A 21,653-nucleotide genomic window follows, 5' to 3' on the forward strand; every position below is an offset into this window, starting at 1 on the left:
CTTGGAAAGGTTCTTTAAGCTATTCTGTAAGGCAAACTTATCCGGCTCTTTGAGCCAAGGCAGCTCGGCTTTGAGCTGCGTCAGGGCTTTACTGCAGGTGTTATAGGTTAAGCCCTTCCCGGTTTGTTTATAGGTCTTTTCCCAACAGTCTAAAAAATGATTGTAGACAAACCGGCTGCATCCAATGGACTTATTGATTTGAACGGCTTGTTCTTCCGTAGGGAAAAGCCGAAACTTAAACGCCTTTTGGATGAGCACAGCCGTTCCTCCTTTTTTGTAAAAAATGGTTACCTTAAATATAGCACAAATGTTCGCTTTTTACAAAAGAAGGGCGTCCTTACTCATGACTGAAGTCACGAGTGTGCGGACGCAGGAAATCAATTCTGTACGAAGCAATGCATTAGCGGCAATCGCTGTTCAGCGAGAATTCGGCAGCCTCTCAAATTATCTATGGACTTATGTTGATCATCAACCGATCATATCGAATTGGCGTAACGAAGGCCAAATACCCTCTCAGACGAATCTGTCAAAAAAAATAAGTAAGGATTTAAAGAAAAAGGGTTTTAAATTCGTTGGACCCGTGACGATCTATTCGTTTATGCAGGCAATTGGTTTGGTAGATGATCACGTGGCAAACTGCTCCTGTCATACGAAAAACAGACTTTGCAATTCGGAGTGATGCGTTGTGCAAATGAACAGACTGTTTGCGATCGTCTATATTTTGCTTGATAAAAAGAAGGTAACAGCTAAGGAGCTGTCTGCTCATTTCGACGTGTCTGTTCGGACAATCTATCGTGATCTTGATCTGTTATCAGCGTCCGGGATACCCATTTATACGGATCGAGGAAAGGGCGGCGGAATTCGCCTTCTTGAAAATTTTGTGTTCAATAAAGCGCTTCTTTCCGAACAGGAGCAGAATGAAGTATTGATGAGCTTGCAAAGTCTTAGCGCCCTGAAAGTTCCTGATATCGATTCGGTGCTTAATAAACTAAGCACACTCTTTAGCAAGCAAAGCGCGAATTGGATTGCTATTGATTTTTCTCACTGGGGTAATAGTGAAGACGAAAAGCAAAAGTTTGCCGAGTTAAAAGCAGCCATTTTGATGCGCAAGTTAGTGATTTTTGATTATTTTAGTTCGTACAACGAGAAGACGCGGAGAGCAGTTGAACCTCTAAAGATCGTTTTCAAAGGCCAAAGTTGGTATCTTTACGGTTATTGCCGCCTGAAACAAGATTTTAGGATTTTTAAAATAACGCGAATGAAAAATCTCAATACGTTGAATCAATCCTTTGAAAGGGAAGTTCCAAACAATATTTGGAGTCAGTTCAAATTGGATCAAACCAGAGAGGTCACACTCCAAATTAAATTTGATAAAGCGGTTGCTTACAGGGTCTACGATGAATTCGATCCGACATGCATTCAGAAACATGAAAATGGGAATTTTACAGTTACCGTGACTTTTCCTGAAAATGAGTGGGTTTATGGCTATATCTTGTCCTATGGCTGCCACGCTGAGGTCTTAGAACCAAAACGTATTCGGGAACTTATAAAAAGAAGATTTAAAGAAGGATTAAATCGGTATCTATAATAGGACAGACAGCTGTCATATTAATGCTGCTATACTGAGTGCATCATTGGACGAAGCGAGGTATAGACGATGAATTATGAAGTTGTGCAGTTAGAGGAAAAAACGGTAGCCGGGCTGAAAATCCGAACAAGCAATCATAACCCGAATATGGTGAGAGACATCGGAGCGTTGTGGGAAAAATTTCTTGGGGGCGGTGTGTATCAAACGATACCCATGAAAGAAAACGAGAACACAATAGGTCTCTATACAAATTATGAGAGCGATGTGAATGGCGCGTATGACGTGATGGTGTGCTGTGAGGTGGAAGAAACAAAAGGGCTCGCTGAAAATATTTTCGCACAGACCATTTCTGCGGGAAGCTACGCCAAGTTCATTGTGCGTGGGAATGTTCAAACTGCTGTCGGAGCCTTTTGGGCGGAGCTTTGGTCTATGGATTTAGACAGAAAATACAGCGGTGATTTTGAAGAATATCAGAGCGGATTTGACAAGGATCATGCTGAAATACATGTGTACATCTCGCTAAATGAATTCGGAGGGAATCATGGATAAAGTAGACTACAAGAAAGATTTTAAAGAATTGTATCTGCCCAAACAAAAACCGGTCATTGTGCGTGTTCCCAAGATTGATTATTTCATGATTGAGGGCAGTGGGGATCCTAATAATGAACCATTCGCTCAAGTAACTGCCGCTCTTTACAGTCTCAGTTATGCGGTAAAAATGTCCTATAAAAGCAAGCTGGTTCCTGAAGGTTATTATGATTATGTCGTTTTTCCGCTTGAAGGCGTTTGGAATCTGGTGGATAAAACCTTGCCGTCGACTGTAAAAAGTAATTTTAAATATACCTTGATGATTCGCCAGCCCGACTTTCTTACGACTGAATTATTTGAGCGATTTTTATCTGAGACGAAAAAGAAGAAACCGAATCCTTTTTTAGACCAAGTGACGTTTTCGACACTCGAAGAAGGACTATGCTGTCAGATCCTTCACAAAGGGAGCTATGATGACGAGCCGGAAAGTTTTAAGCGGATGGCTGAATTTTGCAGTGAACAAGGCTATCGGAGAGTCTCCAAAACACATCGCGAGATTTATCTGTCGGATCCACGGAGGACTGAGTCTGAAAAACTAAAGACGGTTCTTCGGTATCCGGTTGAAAAAATAACTAGTTAAAACATAGAGGCGTTTAAAATGGTAAAGGTTACGCGTTTTCTGGAAAATCCGCTGATTTGTCCTGAAGAGGTCAAACCGTATCATGATGGCTATGAAGTGATTGGCACCTTTAATGCTGGCGTGGCAGAGTATCAGGGAGAAACACTGCTGCTGCTAAGAGTTGCGGAACGTCCGATCGTCCATGATCCTAAATCGTGCCCTCTCCTTTTTATGACGTGGCTCAGCAAAAAATCCGAGTTGTCAATTATTGTCGAAATGATCCAGCATACAATTTCGAAGACAGTCGAACGATCCGTCCCTCGAACAATCTGGATACATTTGTCGGTCTCACCTCATTGTCCTACCTTCGACTGGCGCGAAGTCAAGATGGACATCACTTCACGGTGGATGACAAGCCGTTCATTTATCCGTCGAATCGTTATCAGACGTTCGGTATTGAAGATCCGCGCATAACACAAATTGGAACGACGTACCTCATTTATTTTAGTGCCGTTTCGCCGCTCGGCATTGGCGATTATTTGGTGACGACAAAGGATTTTAGGTCATACGAGGATCACGGTCTCATCTTTTCACCAGAAAATAAGGATGTTGTCATTTTCCCCGAAAAGATTCATGGCCTTTACTATGCGCTGCACCGTCCTTCTTTGAAGAGCGTCGGTAACCCGGAGATTTGGATCGCAGAGTCGACTAATCTCAAGCATTGGGGCAATCATCGCCATCTGCTCGGCGTACGCGAACATTTTTGGGATGAAAGCAGAATCGGAGCCGGAGCCGTACCCATTAGGACCAAGAGCGGGTGGCTGGAAATCTATCATGGCATGGATGCGCAAAGCCGCTACTGTCTCGGCGCGCTGTTGCTTGATCCGGACGATCCTTCGCGGATCATTGCCCAAACAGCCGAACCGATCCTTGAACCGGAGGCAGACTATGAGAAGCATGGCTTTTTTGGAGCGGTTGTCTTTACTTGCGGCGGCGTTGTCCAAGGATCTAAGCTGCGGCTTTATTACGGAGCTTCTGATTGCGCAATGGCCGGTGCGGAATTGGACCTTAATGAAATTTTGGGGGAGCTTGAGAAAGTGCCGCGCAGCACTTAAAAAATCGGCAACGCACGAAAAGAGGTGGCCAATGCACGAAAAGTCTGGTCCAATGCACGAAAACAGTGATCCAATGCACGAAAATCGAGGATCAATGCATGAAACGAAGATAGAGATCAAGCCATGCACGAAAACAGCGATCCAATACACGAAAAGTCTGGTTCCATGCACGAAAACAGGCAGCCAGTGCACGAAAATCGAGGATCAATGCATGAAACGGAGATAGAGATCAAGCCATGTGCGAAAACAGCGATCCAACGCACGAAAAATCTGGTTCAACGCACGAAAAAAGGTGGCCAATGCACGAAAATCGAGGATCAATGCACGAAACGGAGATAGAGATCAAGCCATGTGCGAAAACAGCGATCCAACGCACGAAAAATCTGGTTCAATGCACGAAAACAGGTGGTCAATGCACGAAAATCGAGGATCAATGCATGAAACGAAGATAGAGATCAAGCCATGCACGAAAACAGCGATCCAATGCACGAAAAGTCTGGTTCAATGCACGAAAACAGCGATCCAATGCACGAAAAATCTGGTTCCATGCACGAAAAAAGGTGGCCAATGCACGAAAATCGCGGATCAATGCATGAAACGGAGATAGAGATCAAGCCATGCACAAACGACGATGCGGGGATGATCATGTGTTTTATTAATGCGGCAAGTAGTGAAAAATCCGCAGTAACGTTGATCGATACAGAGGCAGCGTGAGTGCTATAATAGCTTCAGTTACTAACTGAGGAGTTTTGTGGATGAAAAACAATCAATTTGCACGAATAAGTGCCGATCACCAAACAGTGGTCGAAGAACTGCAACGGATTCATTTTCTAGATGATCAAATTAACCATGCATCGACGCCAGCTGCCTATCGTTTGCTGCTCAGAAAAGCATTTTTAAAGGTTCGGGGCGAGCATGAATTTGATATGAAACTGCGAAACTATTTAGCAACCCCCAATACCGATCTCAAAGACTACTTGGATGCCGGAGAACCGATTACGGCGGAAGTTTTCTATTTAGTTGCGTTGCAGCTGTGCGGATTTTTGCCGGGGGATGATTTTTCGATTACTGATCCGGTTACTGCAATGAAAAAAATACAGCTGCCGATGCTTGAAGCCACGGGTGCATGGACGAAAGAGCAGATCTTGGACGCTTGGTATTTGCTGCTGACATCGCACACTAAAGATGGTCAGACATTCTTGGATCTGTTGACGAGTCAAGGCTATTTTGTTCCATTTTATGACCTGTCCGCGCAGCAGAAGCCACTCTTTTTTAACGGCAAATCTCAAGCGGTATTTGACACAGCCAAGCTGATTCGTGAGGTTGTTTATGTGGAGTCTTCTGTGGATTCGGATCGTGACGGGAAACGGGATCTGCTGAAGGTTCAAATCATACGTCCGGCGGATACGGAAAATGGATTGAAAGTTCCGGCACTTTTTACAGCCAGCCCCTACAATCAAGATACAAATGATGAAGCCGGGGAAAAAGCGATGCACAATGTCCATGTACCGCTGACCGAAAAGCAGCCGAATGACCTCAGCTACGAGGATATTGCCTATAATGATGAGAAGCCGCAACTGCCTGCTCCTCGTCCGATCAATGGGGAAACAAACTATGCGACGGAGACGTTCAGTCGTGAATATTCCTATACATTGAATGATTATTTCTTGGCGCGAGGATTTGCGGCAGTCTACTCTGCCGGTATTGGTACGCTCGATTCAGACGGCATTCAAACATGCGGCGATCCGCAGCAGACTGAAGCCACAATTGACGTGATTGAATGGCTGAATGGCAAGCGCCGCGCGTTTACCAATCGCACGGATAACATCGCGATCACCGCGTGGTGGTGCAACGGTTCCGTGGCGATGACCGGCCGCTCCTATCTGGGCACCTTGGCGACCGCTGCCGCCACAACCGGAGTTGAGGGACTAAAGACGATTATTTCCGAAGCGGCGATCTCTTCGTGGTACGGCTATTACCGCGAAGGTGGGTTAATGATTGCCCCAGATGGTTTTCCCGGTGAAGACGCCGATGTTCTGGCGATTGAAACAATGAGTCGGATGAAAGCCGCTGCTGATTATCATCTGCACATTAAAGATTATTTTGACAAGCAGATGGAGAAGATGGCATGCGACATGGAGCGTGAATCCGGTAATTATAATACATTTTGGGATGCGCGCAATTACCTTAAAAAGGTAAAGAACATTAAATGCGATGTGCTGATGATTCACGGACTGAATGACTGGAATGTGAAGCCGGGTCAGGTGGAGCAACTGTGGCAGGCACTAAGGGATGTGCCGGTATCGAAGAAAATCATTCTGCATCAAGGGCAGCATATCTATATTAATGCCTTTCGCTCGATTGATTACACGGACATGATCAACCTGTGGATCAGCCACGAACTCTATGGAATTCAGAACGGGGCGAAGGAATTTCTGCCTAATGTGATCGTGCAAGACAATGTGACTCCGGAAACATGGACGGCTTATCACGATTGGTCTGAACCGGGCGCAGCGAAGGAAATTTATCATTTCGCTTCTGGAAAACTCGTTTCAACTTCGACGACTCCTGAAGTGCTGTCCTTTAAAGATAGTCTTCCAAAGAACACGTTTGATCGTTATGCAGCGCACCATGATCAATGGGCACAGGACATTCTTGCAGAGGAACGGAATGCTTTGAGTGAAAACCGACTGCTGTTCAAAACAGATCCGGTGAATGAGGACAGGATCATTGATGGTCGAGCACGTGTTCATGTTCAGGTGGCCTCAAACCAATCCTTTGGTATGCTGAGTTTTCAACTGGTCGATTACAGGGACGCAAAACGGTTTAACGTTTCGCCGACACCGAATTCGATGAGAAAAATCGACTTGGGGTATCATTGGCGCGAGGATCAGCTTCGTGAATTCACCCTGGCTGCGTTTGCCTCACCGTTTAAGATGATTTCAAAGGGGCATATCAACCTGCAAAATCGAGAAAATACATGGAAGGTTGACGCATTAAACCCAGATCAGTTCTATGATATCGATGTAGAATTACAGCCGACGTTCCACCGACTAGCCGACGGACATCAACTTGGACTTGTTGTTTATGCGACTGACTTTGGGATGACGGTGCTCGGCAATCAGGACTTGCGCTATTCCTTACAATTAAACGGCTGCCGGTTAGATGTGCCTTTTCGGTAAGAAGGAGGATCTGCATGGACATAAACATTTTGCTTTTTCCCGATTTTGAAACACTGGACGCCTTTGGTCCGGTTGAAGTATTGGGAAGAATCAGCGATTATGCGCTCCATTTTGTGTCAATGGACGGCGGGACGGTGACCAGCAGGCAGAAGACGCCGATTATGACCAAACCGATTGATCACACCAATGCAAGTGGTATCCTTCTGATTCCGGGTGGACAAGGTACGCGCCCGCTCGTTCACGATGAAGATTTTATAGAAAAATTAAAGCATGCGGCAGAACAGGCAACCAATTGCTTAACCGTGTGCACCGGATCGGCACTTTTGGCACGGACAGGACTGCTTGACGGCCGAAAAGCGACATCCAACAAAATCGCTTTTGATTGGGTGAAAAATGTAAACCCGGCGGTACACTGGGTGGAGCGCGCTCGGTGGGTTACGGATGGGAAGTATTACACGTCGTCCGGCGTCTCAGCGGGAATTGATATGACTCTGGGTTTCATCGCCGATCAATTCGGCTCCGATCAGGCTTCTGATATTGCTCACGGTATTGAATATGTCTGGAACAACGACAAATCCAACGATCCATTTGCAAGTAAGAAGTAGTCATTTGTATCAATAAATTTTCTGATGCGTTGTTTGACAAGAGCAAACAAATTGAGTACATTGAAAGTAATCGAATGAACGGAAAGGGTGAACCAAGGGCCGATGAAAAACTAATCCTATTTTTTGAAACCGCCAGTTGAAGGTACTGTGAAGCAGGGATACCGCACTGCAGTCATGCCTTCAAACGGAGTTCAGAATAGGATTGGTGATTTGTAGTCGGCTCGAGAAGACCCGGTGTCTTTTTGGTATTCGCCTATACTTACAGCCTCCTAATCTGAACAACAGATAGGGGGCTTTTTTGTATCCCCCTGACTATGAAAAAATGGGGATGATTTTGTGATCTTGTTAGAAGCTTTGCACATAAAACATTACATTAAGGACCGTTTGTTACTCGATATCGATCAGCTGCATATCCATCAAAAGGATCGAATTGCACTCGTTGGACGAAACGGGTGCGGGAAAACAACACTGCTCAACATCTTAGTGCAGAAAATCGTACCTGAAGAAGGAACCATTATTCAGCATGCGTCGTGTGAACTGCTGCCGCAGTTGAAGCGCACGGATACGACCAAAAGCGGTGGGGAAGTGACGCAAGAATATATCCAAGAAGCTCTGGTGCGGGATCCGGAGTTGCTGCTTGCGGACGAACCAACGACCAATCTGGATACGGATCATATTGAGTGGCTGGAGAAGAAGCTGAAGGCATGGCAAGGTGCACTGGTTATCGTCTCGCACGACCGCGCCTTTTTGGACGCGCTTTGCACAACACTATGGGAGATCAATGACAGCAAGATAAACGTATATAGAGGCAATTACAGTGATTACGAGCAGCAAAAAGAGACAGAGCTGGCTAAGGAACAGGCAGCCTATGAAAACTATGAAAAAAAGAAGAAGCAATTGGAAGACGCTTTGAAATTAAAAGAGAAAAAGGCGGAACGGGCGACAAAAAAGCCAAAAAACTTAAGTGGCTCCGAAGCACGAATTACAGGAGCAAAGCCGTACTTTGCCAAAAAACAAAAGAAATTGCAGGGAGCGGCGAACGCAATTGAAACGCGGCTGGAAAAGCTTGAGAAAGTAGAAAAGGTTAAAGAACAACAGCCGCTTAAGATGAATTTGCCCAACGCAGAAACATTTAAGGGTCGGATTATTCTCCGTGCGGAAGGTGTGTCTGCACAATTCGGCGAGCGTCGCCTTTGGCATAAAGCAAGCTTCTTTGTTCACGGGGGCGATAAGCTCGCCATCATTGGTCCCAACGGCAGTGGAAAGACGACGTTAATCAAGAAGATCATCAATCAGGAACCTGGGCTAACACTGTCTCCATCTGTGAAGATCGCCTACTTCAGTCAGAATCTCAACATCCTGGATGAAGAGAAATCAATCATCGAAAATGTCCGAGCAACATCAAAACAGGAAGAAACGCTGAGCCGAACGGTGCTGGCACGTATGCATTTTTTCCAGGATGATGTTTACAAGCCGGTCGGTGTATTGAGCGGCGGTGAGCGGGTAAAAGTTGCGTTAACCAAGCTCTTTCTAAGCGATATGAATACGCTGATTCTCGATGAACCGACAAATTATCTTGACATGGAAACGGTCACCGCGTTGGAATCGCTGCTCAAAGAGTATGAGGGAAGCGTGATCTTCGTTTCCCATGACCGCCGATTTATTGAAAATGTGGCCACCCGGATAGTGGAAATCCGCAATCAACAAATTCGAGTGTTTGAAGGAACTTACCGCCAACTCAAAATTGACAAACCGAAAAAGAAACGAGACCTCGAAAAGGACAGACGGCTCGTACTCGACACAAAAATAGCAGCGGTGCTCAGTCGATTAAGTATTGAACCATCTGAAGAACTGGAAAGAGAATTTCAAGAGCTGTTGAAAGAAAAAAGGGGCCTGGATCATTAAAAAATAAAAGCCGATGATTTCTTCATTCAGGAGAAATCGTCGGCTTTTGTTGCTCCAAGATAAGAAAGTATAAGATTTTTCCCGCCAATACGACGATAAGGTCATGGGCTGCTGATTTCCCATCCGCACGGGTCTGTTGAGCGATCAGGTAAACCGCCTAGTATGATAAATAGACGGAGAAATTCCGCTTAATTCGAAAATGAACGAGAAAATAGCGTAAATAGACGGAGAAATTCCGCCTATCGAATGAAAATACGTGAAAATGAAGGGCTTTTCGGTGAATAAGCGGAAAAATTACCCTTATTTACCGGCGAAACAGGCGCCATGATGCAAATAACCGGAATATCTCCGCTTATTTTACTTGTTCCTTAATGAAGGACCAGGATGCTGAATGCAACGCGAAAGCCACCGCATCCCGCGGAAGTAAAGACCGGGCGCTTTTTGCCTGGCTTTTCTTATTCTTTCTCTTCAGATGGCTTTTCCGTATCGGATGTGTCTGCCGACGTTATGATTTTAGGTACATCGGGCCTTTCATGTCCATATAAATTAACGTAAAGTGCATCAATTTCTTCACCAGTGAGGTCGCCATGTGTCAATAGTTCTCTGGAAATGGCATGAACAAATTCAGTGTGGTCTTCAATTAATGACTTCACTTGGCTCATCTGATCGTTCAGCAGTTTATTGATTTTCGGACGAAGCTGCTTGAGCGCATCCTGCTGTGATCCGGTTGAGAGCCAGCTGAACAGTTCATCGCTCATGCCGACCGCTCCAATGTAGGCACCGGCAAGCTGGGTCGCTTGCTGCAGGTCGGATGTGACACCGTTTAGTTTTTTTCCTAAAAAAAGTTCTTCGGAAGCACGCGAGGCTAGGCACACTTGAATTTCCGCCAGCATCTCGCTGTCGCTCTGATTGTAGCGCTCATGAGTCGGTTTTGTTGCCGCAAGACCAAGTGCGCTGCCGCGGCGAATGATGGTGACCTTCCAAACGCGTTCATGCGGCTTCAGCAAGTACTGGGCAACCGCATGGCCTGCCTCATGATAGGCAACGTTCCGTTTTTCATCGTCGCTCATTGAGCGGAGCGGCTGTTTCAGCCCCCATTCATAGGTTTCCATGGCCGCTCTAAAATCTTCATAACTTGCACTGTGTGCACCGCGTTGATGCGCGAGGACAATTGCTTCGTTCACAATATGTTTGATTTGTGCCGGACTGTAGCCAATGGTGTCTAATGCCGCTTTTTGCGGAGTCAAGGTACTGTCCCGGTTGACTTTCTGGAGGTAATAATCAAACACATCGACACGGCCGTCATAATCGGGTGGATAAACCCACAGTTTGCGGTCAAAGCGGCCGGGACGAAGCAATGCGGAATCCAGCACGTCCGGCAAATTGGTTGCACCGATGGTCAGAACAGCGCGGCGCTCTGCTTTTTTGTGCCGGAGTCCAAGCGCGCGGAACAGCTTGGCAAATCGTGAATGATCAATATTCGGCGGATCCATTTGCAGCAGAAGTTCGTTGAGCAGTCCGGATCCCCCCATGCCAAGCATCCCGCCAAGTCCACCGCCGCCTCCGTTTGCTTGCCGCGACATGCCGATCGCGTCAATCTCATCGATGAAAATAATGCAGGCACCATAGGTTTTTGCTAGCCGCCGAGCTTTCTTATAGAGGCTCATCACTTTAAGATTGCCAACACCGAAGAACATATTTTGAAAGCTTGGCGCTGAAGCATAGGCGAAAGGAACCTGAGCCTCGTTCGCGACAACCTGTGCGAGGTAAGACTTTCCTGTCCCCGGAGGACCGCAAAGCAGCATCCCGCGGATGGCCTGACCGCCCATTTTTTTGAAATCTTTGACACCCCTGAGCAAGGTGACAATGCGTTTGGCGTTCTCAACGACCTCAGGATTTCCTCGGTAATCATTCCAGCTCGATCCAGTTTCTCCGGGCATGATCCAATAGGTTCTTCCTCTGGCAAGGAACCAAAAGAGGGCAACAAATTGAATGATCATAAAGAGTACGGCAAAGAACAATTGAAAAATCAGGTTAAATGCCGTCATAGCGACATTTTGGGCGACCTGTCCTCCTGCCCAAATCGCTGTGGCAATGGCCGCTGCAATGATGAAGAAAATCAATACTTTTCGCCACATGAGCCAGCGATATTTTTTCATAGTCTCACTCCTTAACTGTTTTTTCGTTCGTCCATTCTCAAGGAATGAGATTAGATCACTTCGATTGAAGAGACGCTGAAACGAGGCGAAATAAAGCCGGAATTCAGGCGTCAATTTATTATAATTGTAATAGATTAAAAAATAATTAACACTATTTTGAATTAAAATAGATGACTGCCAAAATCATTTGAATAGTATCAAGTAGTATTGGGCGAAAAAATGATAGTGGACGAAGCGGTTGCAAATAGTTAAAGTAAAATAATAATAGAGCGTAAAAGTGTTAACCATCAAAGATCTACTGCGGACAATCTTACTGTTTTCTGATCATTAAATAGGCTTTCAAATCCCTCCTTTAAGCGTTTAATTCTTAAATCATTCACATTTTAAAATTTTTAATCATGAATTCAAATCCAGTTTTGCCAATTCTACAGTATAAGGAAGCGACTTGATGAAAAATAGAATAATCAATACGCTAAATATTCTATGGTTACAGTTACTACGTCAACCTTTATTCTTGGTTCTTTTGCTAGGTGGAATGATTTATGAGGGGCTGGGTTTACATCAGATTGTTAACCCAGGAGAATTTATGCCTAGGTCTAGTTTCTTGGTCCAGGGGGGAATACTTGCCTTTCTTTTCATTGGAATCTGGATTGTGCGAATCGATACCGCTCATCGTCTTGACGATCTCTATCTCAGTATACATCACGCTTTTGTTCCAAGGCTATTTGCAAAATGGATCTTTGGCGCGTTCATTTCGTTCTTTGTTGGGATCATTTTACACATAGAGTATGCCATTGTTTATTTGGCTGAGGGCTTTTCGTTTAATCATCTGTTCTTCAGTGCTTTTCTCTATGTCATGCTTTACTTTTCTTTTACCTTTTATATTAGTTATTTGCTCGGCTTTATGCTTGCTTTTCTGACAAAAGATCGGGTGGTTTATCTTTATTCAATCATTATTTGGGGATTGATCGGACCGGCAAATTTTATTTTTCTTGGACGAACACTTCAACGGGCTGCGGAAATTTTAAATCTTGGAGAACCGAATCCAACCATTGGTTATGATGGCCTTTATGGGTTTGCTATTGACAGTGTTTATTGGCAAAAACACCTTTTATGGTTAGTTATTCTTCTTGGAATTTTTCTGATCTCTCTCTCATTAAAGTACCGTGTATTTACACGAAGAAAAACAAAGGTGCTTGTGATTAGTTTAAGTGTCATCGTATTAGTTCTCACGATTCCTTTGAACCTGGATCGACAGGTTTATTCAGCTGGCGACGCACGCACAAAGCCAAGAGAAATGGTGGAACAAAACTATTACTCAAAGAAACAAGTAGTTCCAAAACAGTATAATATAAGAGCGACTTCATACTCGATAGATCTGCGCGTAAAAAGGTTGATCACTGCACAAGTCAAAATGACACTTAAAAATCAGGAACAACAATCTTTACGTCACGTGGATCTATCTCTCTATCATGGATTTAAGGTCAGCAAAGCCCGTGTTAACAGTCAATCAGCTTCTTTTTTGCAGAAGAAGGATCATCTGCATCTTACGTTGAAAAATAAATGGATACCAGGCCGCAATCTTAAGGTTGAGCTCAACTATCAAGGGCTAAGTTCACCGCTCTTTTATGCGAATGGACAATCCGTTTATCTGCCCTATTATTTTAATTGGCTTCCATCCACACAATTAAGTCCTTCGTTTACGCTCGATAACGGGAATTTAACGCGAATGAATCATCAAAACATGCAAAAGGTCTCTTATGTGCTGCACTATAGGGGCAGAACGCCACTTTATACGAATATTCCGGAACGAACCCATAATTTGTGGTCAGGAAACGCGCGCGGTCTCACACTTGTGTCTGGTGAGGTGCAGAAAGAAAGCCGGAATGGAGAGAGCTACGTTCATACAACAAACTTGAAAAATCCCCAATCGAATGACCTGCATCAACAAACCGAAAAATTTATTGAAACAGCGAAACAGGATTTAGATCTAGGACATCGCGCAGTTCCAAAAACGATTTTTAGAATACCGATTCTTTCCATCTCGGACTTATCTTCCGAAGAGTTTGCTTGGTATACCGATGACACATTGATTGTCAGCGATGCTTCAGAGTATTTATTTAAAGAAGGGCTGGATTCTTATGTGAACTGGCTGGTGCCTGCTATAACTTGGAAATATGATGGTATTCAGGTGAAGGACCCGGATTATGTAAGAGCGTTCGACATGACCTATGCACATCTTTATAATCAATCGGCACGTATTGGTATTGGTAATGACTCAGAAGTATTGGATTGGTATCAAAGTGTAAAGAGTACTGGGGAAAAACAAGAGGTTCTTGAACAATTGTCTCATTGGATGAAGGGACAAGTTGCGAAAAACATAGATACGAGCGTTGCTAAGAAAATAGACTTTTGTCGCTCTTGGTATCGGTTAATGAAATCTGGTGACACTTCGTGGGACTCTTTAAATCAATTGCTTAAGAAAGAAATGGGGAGATCTTAAATGGCTGCATTAAAAATCGACAATATCGTTAAAACATTTGGCAAGAAGCGTGCGCTTGACCATGTCTCATTAGAAATAACCGGTACATTTGGACTCTTAGGACCTAACGGGGCCGGGAAGACAACCTTGATGCGCTTGATTGCTACACTAGATACTCCGGACAGTGGGGAAATAAAATTAAATAGCTTATCTTGGACGCAGCCTCACCAGGTACGGAAATTATTGGGTTATTTGCCGCAACACTTTTCCATTTATAAGTCGCTAAACGTTTATGAAGTCATGAATCATTTTGCTGTCCTGAAAGGAATCAGTGAGAAAGACGAACGCAAGAGGGAAATCGATCGCATTCTGGAAGCCGTTAATTTGCAGGACCAAAAAATCAAAAAGATTCGCGCGCTTTCCGGGGGAATGCTTCGCCGATTAGGTATTGCACAGGCCATTCTCGGTGATCCGAAATTGGTGATCGTTGATGAACCCACAGCCGGTCTTGATGTGCAGGAGCGTGTCCGTTTTTGTAAACTTCTACGACGGTTAGCAGAAAATAGAATTATTATTATATCTACGCATATTGTTGAAGATCTGGAAGCCACTTGTGATCATATTGCCATTATTAATGAGGGAAAAGTGATTACATCAGGGACACGGCGCGAGTTGACGAAACATGCAGACGGACATATTTGGGAAATGGATAGCCCGATGGATGCAGATCCGCCTATTCCTGAACAGGTAATCATTTCAACAGTGCAGCAGGAGGATCATTACCGTATTCGCTTTTACCATGACATGGAACTACCGGGTGCCGGACAAGTGGAACCCAATTTGGAAGATGCTTATCTTTATTACATGAAGGAGGCTGATCATGTTTAAGCGAATGGATTGGCCGTTTGAAATAAAGGCAATGGGTTACAATTTCTATGTTTCATTTTGTCCGTTTCTTGTGTTCCTCGCTACGTACTTTTTCGGCGATCAGACGCTTCCCGACACGTTGCTGCACCAAATGGAATTTATTGTTGCTCCTTTTTCAGCATGGTGGACTTCGTTTTTATTTTATGGGTATTTCGAGGAAGGAGGGAGTAATCTCCTGTTCAGTTATCCACTAAAGACCATAGAGCATGGAATTTTCAGGGTACTGCTCTTTTTCTTAGTTTATGCTGCAATGATTTTCGTTTGCAGTTTATTATTGGCAGTGAGGCTTTACAACACGCCATTTATCATCTTGTTCTTTCAATTTGTATCTGAGGCTCTGGTCTACACGTCACTAAGTTTTATGATCATTATTTTATTTAAGCTGATCTGGGTGCCCCTGCTGTTTCTAGGCTCCTATGTTTCAACAGAATATCTGACTGGAGGGCAAATCATTCCCTACTACCATGTGATGGTATTTCAGCCTGCGTCCATTCACGCCAGTGTTTTACCGCAAACGTTAATTAATCTTGGCATCTCACTCATTTTTTTCTTAGCTGGTCATTACTATTTAAAATATAAACTGCATGTTTAAATCTCATGAAAGCAGATGGAATTTACTTTGCTCCTGCATTCTTTTCTTATGGTATCTGCCCAATGTGCTTACGCTGATTCCCAGCATAAAATCTGCACGAGTTCGCATTTATAAATTCTCATATGAAGCCTATTAAACTTGATATTAAACTGATAGAATATAGGTACATTGAGAACAGCTCATGGGCGGAGCCATACCTTCTTGTTGCCACGTTGTGTCTTACGTATACGACAGAGCACAGAAGGGAGGTAACTTTTGTTTATTATGAGTGCGGTTGTTGTTATCAGCTTGATTGCCGTAATAATAAGTCTTCTGGCTTTATTGTTCACTGGCGGAAATTTCCTGCTGAATTTACTCGACCATATCCAAAAGGACAAAAAATAATCCGCTCACTGAGTTTCCCGACCCTGAGCAGATTATCCTTTGGATATGAAGTTATATAGGTAACGGCACTGCTCTTGACGCAGGTTCTTGGTGTTCAAAGCATTTCCTAATCAGCGGTTCCGGTGTTCCGGCACTAGTTCCGCTGATTAAATTTATGCCGTCATTTCTTAAGTTTATACATGTAACTAACTTTTATACACGTAATTAGTCTCTGTATATATATAACTCTTTGTATACGCAAAATATAATTCAAATTCTGTTCCATTCTTGGTAGAAAAAATGGGCACGAAATAGAGAGTCCAAATGCTTACTTAATAAGTAAACTATATCCTACAGATAGAATACTATTAACTATTTGCATAGTCAATAGTCCACCAATGATAGGAACTTTGTAACCTTTTAAAAAAAGTTCCAATTCAAATACTTATTCTGTGTTTGTTATTCTGTAAGTTTCTAGACGTCTTTATATTAAACTTTTTGAGACATTCAGCAATCCCATTTTTGACCGTAGATCGTTCAAATTTTTAGGGTGTATACATCCAATCTTTAGATAATCCTTCGCTCTCAGTGTCTCATAATGAATCTATGGAAAATTCATTAGATAATCTTCAAATTCTACTCCAGTTTTTTTAAAATATGTTATCCATTTTACCAAAAAGCATCCTTCTGTGTTATTTTAATTTTATGAGAATAATTTTTTTGCACCTTAGAATGGGAGGAAACAGCGTTGAAGTATTCAAATAAAGTGGCGGCGATTCAGTCTTCGCCGATTCGAGATATGATGGTGCGTGCGGCACGGATTGACGATGTGATTTCTTTTGCGGTTGGCGAACCGGATTTTAGTTCAGCACCAAATGTTATTGAGGCAGCTAAGCGGTCCCTTGACGAAGGCGAAACGAAATATGCGCCCGGAGCAGGCATGACCAGACTCAGAGAGGCCTATGTGAACTATTTAGAGAAGACAATCGGTGTTTCCTATGTCGCGGAAAATTGTCTTGTGACTACAGGGGGCATGGGCGCTCTTTTTCTCGGCTTAACCACACTAGTAAACCCCGGCGATGAGGTCATCTTCAGTTCGCCTTATTGGACCAACTACGGTCAACAAATCGTCCTTTGCGGAGGTACCCCGGTTTGTGTCGATGTAACAGAAGAAAATGAGTTCAACATGTCGGCGGATGATCTGCGCCGAACAATCACGCCAAAATCGAAAGTGATTCTGCTTAATTCGCCGAGCAATCCGACAGGCAGTGTGATGGATAAGCAATCGCTCCGCGAGATCGCAGAAATTGCAAAGGAACATGATCTTTTTGTCATTAGTGACGAAGTGTATCGCCACATTCTGTTCGATCACCAAGAATACACGAGCATTGCTTCTTTCCCTGGCATGAAGGAACGCACGCTCATCGTGGACAGCTGTTCGAAAACACATGCGATGACCGGATTTCGTGTCGGTTTTGCCACCGGTCCTGTCGACTTGATTAGTGAAATGACCAAAATTACTGAGGACATCTGGAGCTGTGTCAACTCTTCTGCCCAATATGCCGCGATTGAAGCCTTGTCGAACGGAGCAAAGTACCGGGAAATGATGGTCAAGGAATACGAAAAGCGGCGCAACTATATTTATGATCGAATTAACTCAATTGATCGAATTTCCTGCATCAAGCCGATGGGCGCGTTCTACATCTTTGCAAACATAAAAAATACAGGCCTTTCCGCCAAGAAATTCTGCGACCGTCTTTTGGACGAGCAGCATGTTGCTGTGGTTCCGGGAGACAATTTCGGCAGCAACGCTTCCGGATATGTCCGCATCTCCTATGCCACATCCATGGAGAAAATTAAGGAAGGCATGGATCGGATCGAGAAGTTTATTGAGAGCTTGTGAATCTCAAAAATCGGGCATGGTCCGTTAATGGGAAAATGAGGTGCATAATATGGAAATGGCGCTTGTTACGGGCGTATCTAAAGGACTTGGGTTTCAAATTAGCAAGATTCTAACTGAACAGAATATAGAAGTGATTGGTTTGTCTCGGAGCACCAATGAAAAGGTGCAAAGTCTGATCACAAACAGCAAGGGTCGCTATTCACACATCTCAGCCGATCTAACTCATTTGGACGATATTGAATCGCTCATGAAGCGGGTGTGCGAGCGGATTGCTGACGCGAAACCACATAAATTATATGTGGTGAATAACGCGAGCATGGTCGAACCTATTGAGCGTGTAGGTTTTTTAGATCATCACGCGATTCAAAAGGCGGTTCAATTAAATCTTCTGGCACCAATGCTGATCAACAATACACTTTTGAAAGAATTAAGGAATGAAGCGGTTGAGGTAATTATTGTAAATGTAACCTCAGGTGCGGCTGAACGTCCCATTCATGGATGGAGTGTTTATAATGCGACAAAAGCGGCGGTTAATATGCACACAGAAGTCGCGGGTCTAGAACAAGAAAATACAAACGGATCAAATAAAATCGTGGCGTTCAGCCCTGGTATCATGGATACAGAAATGCAAGGCACGATCAGAAGCGCTGAAGAGGACGCGTTTGCGGACATCAACACATTCTTAGGGTTTAAAACTAATGGAAAGCTTCGGCAACCAAGTGATGTGGCGAAGGCTTTGGTTGGCCTGATTTTGAATGAACAATTACAGAACGGAAAAATCTATCATGTAGATGAACTCATCTAAGGGATGTCTTTTTATTTGAAAAAGGTGTAAAAAAAGTTTGCTTCTTTTTCAGAAATAAGAAATAATAGGAGTACATTTTCAGACATTTACTAAAAGTAGGGGTTGCCGGAATCATGAAGGTCGTTAAATTTGGCGGAAGCTCACTCGCTTCCGGAGCACAAGTCGAGAAAGTCTATCATATTATCGCATCTGATCCTGACCGGAAAATTGTGGTTGTTTCAGCTCCGGGAAAGCGGTATTCAGATGATATAAAAGTCACGGATTTGTTGATTAGCTGCGCAGAAAAATATCTTAACGGTGAAGATGCAAGTGGGCTTGTTGAAACCATTATCAGCAGGTACAAAAGTATTGCTGAAGAATTGAATCTTTCAAACGCTATTATCAATAAGATATCGGATGATCTATTGACCTTGCTGAGTGGTGACAAAACCAATCCGGCATCGTTTATCGAGGCGGTGAAAGCTAGCGGCGAGGACAATAACGCTAAGCTGGTTGCGGCTGCCTTCAAACATAAAGGAATGGACGCGCATTATGTGTCTCCGAAAGAAGCGGGGCTTTTGGTAAGCAACGATCCGGGAAATGCGCGCGTATTGCCTGAATCGTATCAGCGTTTATATGCGTTAAGAGATCAGCCCGACGTTATTGTGTTTCCCGGATTTTTCGGCTATAACACGGATGGTGAAGTCGTAACCTTCTCGCGCAGCGGCTCGGATATTACCGGTTCGATTCTGGCGAATGGCGTTAAAGCCGATATCTATGAGAATTTTACAGATGTTGATGCGGTTTACGCAGTCAATCCGCATATTGTTGAGAACCCGAAAGAAATTCGTGAGTTGACTTACCGAGAAATGAGAGAGTTATCATACTGCGGCTTTTCGGTTTTTCATGACGAAGCGCTTATTCCCGCGTTTCGTGCAAGTATTCCGGTTAATGTCAAAAATACAAATAACCCTGAGGCACCCGGTACGCTTATTATGAGTGCTAGGGAGAATAGAAACGGGCCGGTCGTGGGTATTGCTAGTGATGATAAATTCAGCAGTATCTATGTCGGCAAATACATGATGAATAAAGAAATCGGCTTCGGACGGAAAATCTTATTAATCTTAGAGGAATTTGGCTTATCTTTTGAACACATTCCTTCAGGTATTGATGATATTACGATCATTGTCAGGCAGAATCAGTTAAATGAAAAAATAGAGCAAGGCATTGTAGAAAGAATCAAAAACGATCTTGATGCGGATGAAGTAAGGATTGAACATAACCTGGCGCTGATCATGCTTGTGGGTGAAGGAATGCGTCAAGAGGTTGGAACGGCGGCAAGAGCGTCAAAAGCATTGGCCGAAGCGAATATCAATATTGAAATGATTAACCAAGGCTCATCCGAGACGAGCATGATGTTCGGTGTGAAAGAAACGGTTGAGAAAAAAGCCGTACGAGCGCTTTATGAAGAATTTTTTGCGTCTGTAAGAGTATAAAAAAGATAATTAAACAAGGTAAATGGATTTAGGCAGATAGGCATAAAAACAGTATTGGGAGAGGCTCCTTTTGGGGACTCTCCCTTTATCTGTTTACGGATCATTTTATCGGGGACGCTATAACCGAAAATGAGCGTTTTGGTTGCACAATAAATAAGTGTATCATAATATAAGTGTACGGAAATATAAACGGAGGCGAATATATGGTAACCGAACTGGAACGTGTATCTGAACTTTCTTCTTTGCTAAAGCTTCTTGGTGATAAAACACGGCTAACCCTCCTTTCTTATTTAAAGCACAAAGAGTTGTGTGTGTGTGAATTAGTGGACGTATTGAACGTTTCTCAACCGGCGATTAGTCAGCACCTCAAAAAGCTGAGGCTCGCAGGGATTATTCAGGAACGGAAACAGGGGACATGGGTCTATTACAGCTTGAATGAAAACATACCGAATTACGTGTCCGTAATTATTGATGCCCTGCCGGATCAAAAGGTCGAAGGCTGCGGAAATCTGGAATGTTGTTAATTGAATCGACTGTCTGCAGCTGATACAGACCAAGTAAAAACCAAAAACGGAAGGACCAGTGACGATGACCAAAAAAATCATTTACTTTCTCTGCACGGGTAATTCCTGCCGCAGCCAAATGGCCGAAGGGTTCGGAAAAAAATATTTGGGAGAAGATTATGACGTGCGTTCAGCCGGCATTGAAGCCCACGGATTAAACCCAAATGCGGTTAAAGCGTTGAAAGAAGTCGGTGTTGATATTTCGAACCAAACTTCCAAGCTGATTGACCAGGATATTTTAAACCGCGCCTACCTTGTGGTAACGCTTTGTGGTGACGCTGAAGAACGATGCCCAATGACGCCTCCGCATGTGAGACGCGAACATTGGGGGTTTGATGATCCGGCGAAAGCAGAGGGAACCACTGAAGAAAAATGGGCGGTTTTCCAGCGTGTCCGTGACGGGATAGGTAAACGAATCGAACAGTTCGTAAAAGAAGAGAAGGCATTGAACCACTAAATAAGGAGTTGAGCCTTAATGGAAAGGATTCAGATCTTTGAACCGGCAATGTGTTGTTCGACCGGAGTCTGCGGGCCAAGTGTTGACCAGGAACTCATTCGTATTACTGGAGCTGTAGGTAATTTAAGAAAAAACGGATTTAATATTTCGCGCTTTAACTTAACAAGTGATCCAGCAGCTTTTGTTCAAAATCAGGCGATTCATGATCTGTTGGAAGATGAGGGAATGAGTGTTTTGCCCGCAACGATTGCGGATGGAAAGGTTGTTAAAAAGGGAACTTATCCGACCAATCAGGAGCTGGCTGATTGGTCTGGGGTATCCATTGACAAAATTAGCAAAAAGCAGCAGTTTCAGATCAAGCTTAATGTGAGCAAGTAAGGGAAAG

The 21,653-nt window shown here is 43.8% G+C and carries 20 protein-coding genes and 1 pseudogene; 19 read left to right on the forward strand and 2 right to left on the reverse strand.

The annotated features are described in order from the left end of the window. Window positions 1-258 (reverse strand): helix-turn-helix domain-containing protein (locus BM003_RS11225; protein ID WP_177184761.1); only part of this gene is annotated, 258 nt, incomplete at its 3' end. 49 nt (window positions 259-307) lie between these two features. Here BM003_RS11225 and BM003_RS11230 point away from each other — a divergent pair. The 10 genes and pseudogenes from BM003_RS11230 to BM003_RS11280 all read left to right on the forward strand — a co-directional run bounded on the left by BM003_RS11230 (window position 308) and on the right by BM003_RS11280 (window position 9,542). After that, the gene (locus BM003_RS11230; RefSeq protein ID WP_281242901.1) at window positions 308-679 is read left to right on the forward strand and encodes a DNA-3-methyladenine glycosylase I; all 372 of its coding nucleotides are present in this window, start codon (window positions 308-310) and stop codon (window positions 677-679) included. Window positions 680-691: 12 nt separating this feature from the next. After that, window positions 692-1,588, forward strand: coding sequence for a helix-turn-helix transcriptional regulator (locus BM003_RS11235; RefSeq protein WP_245734238.1), 897 nt, complete (start codon window positions 692-694; stop codon window positions 1,586-1,588). 69 nt (window positions 1,589-1,657) lie between these two features. Continuing rightward, window positions 1,658-2,137 carry a GyrI-like domain-containing protein gene (locus BM003_RS11240; protein WP_093673120.1) on the forward strand — a complete coding sequence of 160 codons (480 nt, stop codon included), beginning with the start codon at window positions 1,658-1,660 and terminating at the stop codon, window positions 2,135-2,137. Then, window positions 2,130-2,756 carry a GyrI-like domain-containing protein gene (locus BM003_RS11245; RefSeq protein WP_093673122.1) on the forward strand — a complete coding sequence of 209 codons (627 nt, stop codon included), beginning with the start codon at window positions 2,130-2,132 and terminating at the stop codon, window positions 2,754-2,756. The genes BM003_RS11240 and BM003_RS11245 overlap by 8 nt, the downstream gene beginning before the upstream one ends. A gap of 18 nt (window positions 2,757-2,774) precedes the next feature. Continuing rightward, window positions 2,775-3,850: pseudogene (locus BM003_RS11250) on the forward strand (BtaManbiosPhlase). A 31-nt stretch (window positions 3,851-3,881) separates the two neighbouring features. Next, on the forward strand, window positions 3,882-4,076 hold the full coding sequence (locus tag BM003_RS11255) for a hypothetical protein (protein ID WP_093673124.1): 195 nt from the start codon (window positions 3,882-3,884) through the stop codon (window positions 4,074-4,076). 341 nt (window positions 4,077-4,417) lie between these two features. Beyond that, window positions 4,418-4,564 (forward strand): hypothetical protein, encoded by a 147-nt coding sequence (locus tag BM003_RS17675; protein WP_177184762.1) that lies wholly within the window; start codon window positions 4,418-4,420, stop codon window positions 4,562-4,564. Between the two features lie 41 nt (window positions 4,565-4,605). Further along, entirely contained in the window at window positions 4,606-7,032 is a 2,427-nt protein-coding gene (locus tag BM003_RS11270; protein WP_093673130.1) for a Xaa-Pro dipeptidyl-peptidase, read from the forward strand. A 14-nt stretch (window positions 7,033-7,046) separates the two neighbouring features. Then, complete coding sequence (locus tag BM003_RS11275; protein ID WP_093673132.1) at window positions 7,047-7,637, forward strand: DJ-1/PfpI family protein; 591 nt, start codon at window positions 7,047-7,049, stop codon at window positions 7,635-7,637. Between the two features lie 336 nt (window positions 7,638-7,973). Next, on the forward strand, window positions 7,974-9,542 hold the full coding sequence (locus BM003_RS11280; RefSeq protein WP_093673134.1) for a Vga family ABC-F type ribosomal protection protein: 1,569 nt from the start codon (window positions 7,974-7,976) through the stop codon (window positions 9,540-9,542). 455 nt (window positions 9,543-9,997) lie between these two features. Here the strand turns inward: BM003_RS11280 and BM003_RS11285 are convergent, their stop codons facing one another. After that, window positions 9,998-11,701 carry an AAA family ATPase gene (locus tag BM003_RS11285; protein ID WP_093673136.1) on the reverse strand — a complete coding sequence of 568 codons (1,704 nt, stop codon included), beginning with the start codon at window positions 11,699-11,701 and terminating at the stop codon, window positions 9,998-10,000. 448 nt (window positions 11,702-12,149) lie between these two features. On the opposite strand from BM003_RS11285, the gene BM003_RS11290 reads away from it, so the two are divergent. The 9 genes from BM003_RS11290 to arsD all read left to right on the forward strand — a co-directional run bounded on the left by BM003_RS11290 (window position 12,150) and on the right by arsD (window position 21,646). Then, entirely contained in the window at window positions 12,150-14,204 is a 2,055-nt protein-coding gene (locus BM003_RS11290) for a hypothetical protein (RefSeq protein ID WP_143128458.1), read from the forward strand. Then, window positions 14,205-15,071 (forward strand): ABC transporter ATP-binding protein, encoded by an 867-nt coding sequence (locus tag BM003_RS11295; protein WP_093673140.1) that lies wholly within the window; start codon window positions 14,205-14,207, stop codon window positions 15,069-15,071. Then, window positions 15,064-15,702 carry a hypothetical protein gene (locus BM003_RS11300; protein ID WP_093673142.1) on the forward strand — a complete coding sequence of 213 codons (639 nt, stop codon included), beginning with the start codon at window positions 15,064-15,066 and terminating at the stop codon, window positions 15,700-15,702. Before BM003_RS11295 ends, BM003_RS11300 begins: the two co-directional genes overlap by 8 nt. 1,111 nt (window positions 15,703-16,813) lie before the next feature. Then, complete coding sequence (locus tag BM003_RS11305) at window positions 16,814-17,968, forward strand: pyridoxal phosphate-dependent aminotransferase (RefSeq protein ID WP_093673144.1); 1,155 nt, start codon at window positions 16,814-16,816, stop codon at window positions 17,966-17,968. Between the two features lie 49 nt (window positions 17,969-18,017). Then, window positions 18,018-18,773 (forward strand): (S)-benzoin forming benzil reductase, encoded by a 756-nt coding sequence (locus BM003_RS11310; RefSeq protein ID WP_093673146.1) that lies wholly within the window; start codon window positions 18,018-18,020, stop codon window positions 18,771-18,773. Between the two features lie 113 nt (window positions 18,774-18,886). After that, window positions 18,887-20,248 carry an aspartate kinase gene (locus BM003_RS11315; RefSeq protein ID WP_093673148.1) on the forward strand — a complete coding sequence of 454 codons (1,362 nt, stop codon included), beginning with the start codon at window positions 18,887-18,889 and terminating at the stop codon, window positions 20,246-20,248. Between the two features lie 203 nt (window positions 20,249-20,451). After that, window positions 20,452-20,772 (forward strand): ArsR/SmtB family transcription factor, encoded by a 321-nt coding sequence (locus tag BM003_RS11320; protein ID WP_093673150.1) that lies wholly within the window; start codon window positions 20,452-20,454, stop codon window positions 20,770-20,772. Between the two features lie 64 nt (window positions 20,773-20,836). Continuing rightward, a complete protein-coding gene (arsC, locus tag BM003_RS11325; protein ID WP_093673152.1) occupies window positions 20,837-21,268 on the forward strand; it encodes an arsenate reductase (thioredoxin) in 432 nt (143 codons plus the stop codon). Between the two features lie 18 nt (window positions 21,269-21,286). After that, window positions 21,287-21,646, forward strand: a complete 360-nt coding sequence (gene arsD, locus BM003_RS11330) for an arsenite efflux transporter metallochaperone ArsD (protein ID WP_093673154.1) — start codon at window positions 21,287-21,289, stop codon at window positions 21,644-21,646. Window positions 21,647-21,653: the final 7 nt, after the last annotated feature.

The organism is Sporolactobacillus nakayamae (genome assembly GCF_900113325.1).
GTDB classification, from domain to species: Bacteria; Bacillota; Bacilli; order Bacillales; family Sporolactobacillaceae; genus Sporolactobacillus; species Sporolactobacillus nakayamae.

Coding starts and splice junctions, on each gene's coding strand:
- BM003_RS11285 (WP_093673136.1), bottom strand. CDS start 11,701: ATGAAAAAATATCGCTGGCTCATGTGGCGAAAAGTATTGATTTTCTTC.
- BM003_RS11255 (WP_093673124.1), top strand. CDS start 3,882: ATGCACGAAAAGTCTGGTCCAATGCACGAAAACAGTGATCCAATGCAC.
- BM003_RS11315 (WP_093673148.1), top strand. CDS start 18,887: ATGAAGGTCGTTAAATTTGGCGGAAGCTCACTCGCTTCCGGAGCACAA.
- BM003_RS11230 (WP_281242901.1), top strand. CDS start 308: ATGTTCGCTTTTTACAAAAGAAGGGCGTCCTTACTCATGACTGAAGTC.
- BM003_RS11275 (WP_093673132.1), top strand. CDS start 7,047: ATGGACATAAACATTTTGCTTTTTCCCGATTTTGAAACACTGGACGCC.
- BM003_RS11320 (WP_093673150.1), top strand. CDS start 20,452: ATGGTAACCGAACTGGAACGTGTATCTGAACTTTCTTCTTTGCTAAAG.
- BM003_RS11270 (WP_093673130.1), top strand. CDS start 4,606: ATGAAAAACAATCAATTTGCACGAATAAGTGCCGATCACCAAACAGTG.
- BM003_RS11295 (WP_093673140.1), top strand. CDS start 14,205: ATGGCTGCATTAAAAATCGACAATATCGTTAAAACATTTGGCAAGAAG.
- BM003_RS11300 (WP_093673142.1), top strand. CDS start 15,064: ATGTTTAAGCGAATGGATTGGCCGTTTGAAATAAAGGCAATGGGTTAC.
- BM003_RS11240 (WP_093673120.1), top strand. CDS start 1,658: ATGAATTATGAAGTTGTGCAGTTAGAGGAAAAAACGGTAGCCGGGCTG.
- arsD (WP_093673154.1), top strand. CDS start 21,287: ATGGAAAGGATTCAGATCTTTGAACCGGCAATGTGTTGTTCGACCGGA.
- BM003_RS11245 (WP_093673122.1), top strand. CDS start 2,130: ATGGATAAAGTAGACTACAAGAAAGATTTTAAAGAATTGTATCTGCCC.
- BM003_RS11290 (WP_143128458.1), top strand. CDS start 12,150: ATGAAAAATAGAATAATCAATACGCTAAATATTCTATGGTTACAGTTA.
- arsC (WP_093673152.1), top strand. CDS start 20,837: ATGACCAAAAAAATCATTTACTTTCTCTGCACGGGTAATTCCTGCCGC.
- BM003_RS11310 (WP_093673146.1), top strand. CDS start 18,018: ATGGAAATGGCGCTTGTTACGGGCGTATCTAAAGGACTTGGGTTTCAA.
- BM003_RS11235 (WP_245734238.1), top strand. CDS start 692: ATGAACAGACTGTTTGCGATCGTCTATATTTTGCTTGATAAAAAGAAG.
- BM003_RS17675 (WP_177184762.1), top strand. CDS start 4,418: ATGCACGAAAATCGCGGATCAATGCATGAAACGGAGATAGAGATCAAG.